Source organism: Pseudoalteromonas sp. S2755 (genome assembly GCF_005886535.1).
Lineage (GTDB): Bacteria > Pseudomonadota > Gammaproteobacteria > Enterobacterales > Alteromonadaceae > Pseudoalteromonas.
This window is the reverse complement of record NZ_PNDS01000196.1, coordinates 1-6,967: the sequence shown is the minus strand read 5'-3', so window position 1 is coordinate 6,967 and position 6,967 is coordinate 1. Positions and strand designations below refer to the sequence as shown.

Below are 6,967 nucleotides of genomic sequence, written 5' to 3'. Positions count from 1 at the left end.
AGCTGTTGGTGCGTAAATTCGCCTTGCCTACAGGATGTAGGTACCTCAGCGAGAGCAGGACGCGGAAGCGGTGTTTTCCCTAAAACTCTCTGGCTAGACAAGGAGAAAACTAAGCTGTGCTTTAGCAACAATGAGTTGGAACATTCCTTATCCAAACCTCAGGTTATTTACTTCTCTTTTATCTCAGTTTTATTGCGTGTCTTTACACAGCTCTTAATTCAAACTCACTATTGGTATATGGCGTAGCGCCCAATTAGCAAGTTCAACTCGGTTGCGCGAATTGGTTTTTTTAAATGCGCTGTAGATATGCGTTTTAACTGTGTGACTACTTATGTTTAGTCTATCAGCGATATCTTCGTTTTTAGCACCAGCAGCAATAAGTTTGATCACAGATTTTTCTCTGCCGGTAAGTATATTTAACTCTTCATTACTTATGATGATGTCGCTGTTAGGTAATGCTTGTGGCATCGCGGCAATCAGTTCGCTAAATGCCTCTGAGATGGCGCTGCGACAAAACCAAAGCTCGCCTTTGAGCACACTACTTAATCCTTGAAATAACGTCTCTGGCGGAGCATTGCGATAAAGTATACCTTTTACATTGCCAAGTAGCGCCGTTTTTTCATTGACGCTATCTTCATTGGCATTAAAGAGCAGAACCTTGTGTTTAGCCGCTAATAGCTTTACTTCAGCACTGATAAGTTCATTACAATCGCGGTGTTCTGTATCCACCAAAAATAACGCGATTTGTTCACGTAGTTCAGGTTCTGGTAGTCGAGTATCAACTTTGACTGTATGTCCTAGCGTCTCTAATACTTTGATAAGCACAGTATAATTGGTGGAACTGGTATTGGCTCGAGCATGAGTTAGAATAAAAAATGCTCGGTCTTGCCATGCTAGCGAGTTGTTGGAATATTCCTTTGCAAACATAGAAGTATTAAATCCTTTTTTATTCCAGATTAAATTTAATATACATTTGTTTTACAAAAAATTTAAGTTATTTATTAGGCTCAAACTAAAAATTTGAGCCTAAAATCATATTTTTAATGGTTAATGCTGCTTACTTGTACAGTGCACGCCATGCACAAGTACGATAACCATTCTTCTCAAAGAAGAAGCGATTACAATTATCGTCATAGTTGTAGTCGCCCACATCTATACGATAGCCACTGATGTACCAGTTATGCAGCGAAATATGACCGCCGTTGTACAGTAGAGAAAAGTGAACATGAGGACCAGTCGATTGGCCACCTTGGCATAAAGCTGTTGCTTTATCATCCGCATAACGACCAAGCCAGGCACCTGCAGAAATGACATCACCAGTGTTATATTGCAAGCTTTCCATATGGTAATACTGAGTCGAATAGCCGCTTGAGTGGGTTACGCGAATATTACAAGCTGAGTAGCGAGTAACCGTACCGCCGTGCGCTGCTTGAACCCAAGGTGTATTACTTCCCCAGCCTCCAGAGCCATTATTAAAATCAAGCGATGAGTAAGGATACCCAGAGCCTGTATTTGAGTGTGCACCACCGCTATACCAAGCGTAACCAGATGGCCATGGGAAGCTCATGCTAAAGCTAGCAGCGGATACCGCTTGTGTTGAAGTTTGTTCATTAAAAGCGATGCTGTTGTCCGCTTTTAATGCCAACGACTCACCGTTAAATAAAGTTTGGTAAGTATTGAATAGAGCATCTGCCGATGTGTGTGTTAGATCCGCAAGTGCTACAGTTGCTTCATTGACTGCTGGTAATTTTTTAGCTTTGCCTTCATCACGAAGTTTTTGGAATGCGTAGTATCTCGCACTAAGATTAAGCGCTACATCTTTTACTTGTGCATCAAACCCCTGTTCATGAGAGAGTTTACCAAACGGTGCAAAGAGAGATTGCTTATCTGGGTTGCTTATCACACCTGATTCAAGTTCCATGAGTGCCAGCAACAATTTAGGGTTGATACTGGCATATCCAGCATAGTGCAAGATCACTTCGAGTTTGTCGCTTAAATGCGGTGCCGTGTTATCAAGCACTTGCTGCCAATCTACTTGTTGTAAAGCATTACTGAAAAGAAACAGTTCAGGGTTTACTGCCATTACACTAGAAATAGGTAAATCGCTGACGTGTTCAGCAGTAAATTCAGGCATAGCTACAGAGTCATGCTGACCGGCAGCTGTTGCCTGATGTGAGAGGAGCGCGGCTAAGCACGCTGATAGATAGTGGCGTTTCATGTTGTATCCTTTCTGTTTGTTTTTTGTTCAACTAAGTTATACCTAAATGTGATTATTTTGTAAAATAAAAGTTTAAAATGTGATTTTGTTGAGTGAGAAGCGTAGGTTTTTGCTCCGACAGATTGGGGTTTCTTGTAAAAGCGACTATAAAAAGAGAGTAGTGTGATGTGGAGATTGCTATGAAAAGGCTAATTACCTTGTCTCAGCTAGAAGAGTTACTCGAAGAAAGGCAAGGAGGAGAGCGCCGAAAACAGCGAAGTAATGTTCTGCCTTTCGTTGAAAGACGCAACCATGTAAGACGAAAATCTGATAGGCAATATTCGCACAAAAGCGTTGAGTAGTCTTTTCTATTCCTGTTTTGCTAAAAGCCCTGCATCCGAGTATAACGTGTAAGGTAATTGATTTGTCTTTGCGTGATACATAGCCTTATCCGCTTTAGCAACTAACTCTTCTGCTGACGTGGCATCAGTTGGATAAATCACCGCGCCAATACTTAAGTCCAGTTTTACTTCGCGGATATTGGCGCTTTCATCTTGGAGACAGTAATTATCACTGAGCAAGTCATACTTGTGCTGAGCCAGTTTTTGTAACTGTTTTTTTTCGGTTAGGTGAGGGGCTATTACCACGAATTCATCACCACCGTAGCGCGCTACAAAATCCGAAGCGCGTTTATACATTTTAAGTTTTGCAGACAGTATTTTTAGCAATTGATCGCCCGCTTGATGACCAAGCTGATCATTGACTGGTTTGAAGTTGTCGAGATCAATAAACAACACACCAAATCCATGACCATATCGCTCTGATTCACTAATCGCTCTTTCTAGTTCGCTATCAAATGCGCCGCGGTTATGTAACATAGTGAGTCTATCCATCACCACTAGGTTCTCTAGATTCCGCTGCATTTCGTAGCGTTCTTTTGAGAAGGTGATTGTACGTGCCAGTAGTGGGCCGCTTACTTCGTGTTTTGGGATATAATCTTGCGCACCAAGTTGAATTGCCTTTTCGCCAAACAGCGTTTCAGAGACTCCTGTTAGCACGATTATAGGGGCACTTATGGGTAACTGTTTTACTTTAATCAGCGTGGTAAGGCCTTGGCTCTCATCGATGTTCAAATCGATCAGGATGGCTTCTGGCTTGACTGTGTTTAAGGCGGTTTCAAGTTGCTCTAAATTTTTGAAGTGTTTAACGTTAAACTTTTGTCTACCGTCAGTACTTGCAAGTGCGCGCTTTACTAAGTAAGCATCTTCATCGTTGTCTTCAAGAAGATAAATCAGCCATGTATTCATAGTTACCCTTGCACGATACAGTTATTGTCAAACCAATACTGTTTGATTAATTTGATCAACGACTCTAAATCACTCAAGCGTCCGGGCTTGGTAATATATGACTTAGCACCCAATTGATATGCTTTACGAATGTCACTGTGATGAGTGGAGGTGGTATAGCATACCGTTATTAATTTATCGGCAACCTGTTCATTTTTTAAAGCTTCCATGACTTCAAAACCACTCATTTTTGGCATGTTTAAATCCAATAAAATAACCTGATCATAGGTCGCGATAGAATTGAGATAGTGCAACAATTCATGACCATCAGAAAAAACCTTAAGCTCTGGCGCATTGGTAAGACAGCCATATGCTCTTTTAAAAAAGTAGACATCATCTGGATCATCTTCAACTAATAACAGTTCCATTATTACTCCTTAACTTCTTTTGGCAATGTCATTTCAAATAAAGCGCCATCATCACTTTGCAGACATGTTATTGTGCCGCCATGTAGTTTTACGATTTGTTTGCACAGCGCAAGCCCAATACCACTGCCATACTCTTGTGTGGTGCCAAAGCGCCTGAACGGTTCAAAGATTTGCTGACGTCGAGATTTTGGGATCCCAAGCCCATTGTCTTTGTAATGGATCACCGTTTCATGACCCGTTTGGCTGGTGTAAATTTGGATCAAAGGCGTAAGCTCTGGTGACTTAAATTTAATGCTGTTACTGATTAAGTTTTGCAGCACTTGAAGAAAAAGCGAGGGATCAAGTTTGATAGGTAAGTCACCATTCTCGAGTTTAATTTCTGCACCGCTTTCCTCGATACTAAAGCTCATCACTTCAGAGATATCTTCTAGTAACAAAGTTAGATTGGTTGTTTGTAGCTTTAGCTCATGGGAATGCAAGCGTGATAATTTGAGTAAGTCTTGGATCATGATCCGCATTCGTTGACTGGCATCTACCAAGCGTTCGATTTCAAACTTTGCATCGTCGTAGTCTTTCAGTTCTGGTGTAATTCTTTGCGCCAAACTGTCTGAAAAAGCAGTGATCTTTCTGAGTGGCTCTTGCAAATCATGAGAAGCAATATAAGCAAAGTGCTCAAGGTGAGCGTTGGACTCTTGCAGCTGTAATAGTAACTCAGTGTGTTCGGTCATATCAACAAAAGTACCCAACATCAATTCTGGCTCACCATTGTGATCTCGAGTGATCACGGTATCAACAGAGTAACACCAAACCCAATGCCCTTCTTTGTGTCTAAAACGATATTTTATCGGGATAAGTTCACCGTCTTGGCTGGCTCTCACTTCATCAATATGCTCGTAAACGAGTGCGCGTTCACTTTCATGAAAACATAGTTCTAAATTTGCACTGATGAGTTCCTCGAATGTATAACCCAATAGCTGGGTATAACGTTTATTTATACGAGTGTTTTTGTGAAGCTTAAAGTCGTAGAGATAAAGACCGCACACTGCTGAATCTATCATTCGCTGTAAAAAGCTTTGGTTGTCTTCCAGCTCTTTTTCTGCGAATTTTCGCGCGGTAATATCGACAGCGATACCAACGATCCGCTCAACTTGGTTTTTACTGTCTTTAAGTGGATAAAGAGTCGTCTGATACCAATACTCTTTATTTTTAAACGGTATCATTTCGGTGTAATCTACGGGTTTTGCGACCTCAACACAAAGTTGGTAGTTTTTTTCGATCCTATCTACCAGCTCTGCCTCTAATACCGTCCCTCTAAGTTCAATGAGGGTTTTACCTAATATTTCATCAAGCTTGACGCCAGTGCGTTGGCAAGCAAACTTATTGTACTCAAGTACTCGAAATGTTTGGTTTGCTTCTACCTTTAATAGCCAAATTGCCTGGCTTGCGCCTTCGTAGATGGCATTGAGAATTTTGCTTTTTTCCGCAACTTGCAGCTCCAGGGATTTTTTCTGATGGATATTTCTAAGTGCCCCAGACATCACCAATGCTCTACCGTGGTCGTCAAATTGACTGTTGCCTACGGCGGAAAACCAAGCGTATTCTCCTTTATTGTCTCGTCCTAGGTACTCGACAAAATATTGCTCTTTAGTGGTAAAGTGATGGTCTATGGCATCTTGCACTTTGCTTTGGTGGTCTGGGTGGATATGTGTAAACCAGTCGTCATAGGTGACTTTTTCGTCGTCGCGTTTACCTATCATGGTTTTTAAACGAGATGAATAACTGACGCTGTTATCGATAACGTTCCACTCCCAAATACCATCTTCGGTTGCACCGATTGCGCGCTTCATTTGCTCGGTGGATTCAGCAAGTGCTTGCTCTGTACGTTTTAGTGACGATAGGTTATTAAACACCGCTAAAATGAGATTGGCACCGTCATGAGGCTCTTGTACTAAGCGCATCTCCATCGGGATTTGATTGCCAAATTTGTCTTTCACATGACACAGCGCTTCTTTACAGTAATCGTTTTGATTGAGCAAGGATTGGCTAATGGACTCTAAGCTGTCGAACGGATCATCCAAACTGACGATATCGTGTAATCTCAATCCTATTAACGCATCTGGCGTGTCGTATCCAAGTTCACGATAAAAATAAGGATTGCACTTACTCACGGAGAGTAGCTGATCAAGTAGCAAAGTACTGGTTGGTAAGGCATTGAGCATAAACTCGGTGACTCGGTGTTGGTCGAGTTGTGAATGAAGGGCCTGCTTTTCATCGGTAATACGTTTGAGCCTTGCGGTTACGCCATGGAGTTGGTTGGGGGTTGGGATTGCGACAGCGCTTGGGATCAGTCTAAAAAGATAAACCGCCGTTACCATAGAGATAAATGCCGTGACTGCTTTTGAAATGCCATGAATACCATAAGCGCCATGCCAAACGGTATAAACGCCAATTAAGTGCGTTAGCCCACATAAGGTGATGAAACAACAAAACAACACAAAAACCCAATTTCTGCCAACGTCAGGACGTTGTTTTGCATAAATCATAATCGCCATGGGAATAGAAAAGTAGGCGGTGGCTATCAAGATATCGGAGATCACATTGGTCCATAGCAGGTGAGGTTGCCACAAATAGCAATGACCATGCGGCATGTAAGCGCTATTAAAAAATGACTCAAATGAGTTCAAATCCATGTTATTTCCTTACCTCAACGTAAAGCCGATTCATATAAAAACATCCGCAGTTAAGACGGTAAAAGCGCACTCAAGCTGCGATAGTAAAATACGTTCTAAAAGTCCTAATGTTCTGCTTTAACTGTAGTATATCTATTTGAAATTTCGACAAGAGGCGCAAGAAACCTGAACTTCGGATAATTAATGCCTTTCTAGCAGCCAGTTTTAGCGCTAACTGCGTTGAATTCACTTCCAATAGCCAGCTATTGGTGCGTAAATTCGCCTTGCCTACAGGATGTAGGTACCTTAGCGAGAGCAGGACGCGGAAGCGGTGTTTTCCCTAAAACTCTCTGGCTAGACAAGGAAAAAACTAAGTTGTGCTTTAGC

General features: G+C 41.8%; 6 protein-coding genes. 1 reads left to right on the top strand and 5 read right to left on the bottom strand.

The features are described 5' to 3' along the window. Positions 1-213: 213 nt before the first annotated feature. Positions 214-927 (bottom strand): response regulator transcription factor, encoded by a 714-nt coding sequence (locus tag CWC03_RS22690; RefSeq protein WP_138583778.1) that lies wholly within the window; start codon positions 925-927, stop codon positions 214-216. Between the two features lie 130 nt (positions 928-1,057). After that, positions 1,058-2,218 (bottom strand): M23 family metallopeptidase, encoded by a 1,161-nt coding sequence (locus tag CWC03_RS22685; RefSeq protein ID WP_138583777.1) that lies wholly within the window; start codon positions 2,216-2,218, stop codon positions 1,058-1,060. A gap of 179 nt (positions 2,219-2,397) precedes the next feature. On the opposite strand from CWC03_RS22685, the gene CWC03_RS23590 reads away from it, so the two are divergent. Continuing rightward, positions 2,398-2,559 (top strand): hypothetical protein, encoded by a 162-nt coding sequence (locus CWC03_RS23590; RefSeq protein WP_171040319.1) that lies wholly within the window; start codon positions 2,398-2,400, stop codon positions 2,557-2,559. Between the two features lie 6 nt (positions 2,560-2,565). On the opposite strand, the gene CWC03_RS22680 is transcribed toward CWC03_RS23590, so the two are convergent. The 3 genes from CWC03_RS22680 to CWC03_RS22670 are packed head-to-tail and all read right to left on the bottom strand — an operon-like array spanning position 2,566 to position 6,601. Further along, positions 2,566-3,504: a GGDEF domain-containing response regulator gene (locus CWC03_RS22680; protein WP_138583776.1), complete on the bottom strand. Its 939-nt coding sequence runs from the start codon at positions 3,502-3,504 to the stop codon at positions 2,566-2,568. Positions 3,505-3,506: 2 nt separating this feature from the next. Beyond that, entirely contained in the window at positions 3,507-3,911 is a 405-nt protein-coding gene (locus tag CWC03_RS22675; RefSeq protein ID WP_138583775.1) for a response regulator, read from the bottom strand. Positions 3,912-3,913: 2 nt separating this feature from the next. Continuing rightward, the gene (locus CWC03_RS22670) at positions 3,914-6,601 is read right to left on the bottom strand and encodes a PAS domain-containing sensor histidine kinase (RefSeq protein WP_138583774.1); all 2,688 of its coding nucleotides are present in this window, start codon (positions 6,599-6,601) and stop codon (positions 3,914-3,916) included. Positions 6,602-6,967: the final 366 nt, after the last annotated feature.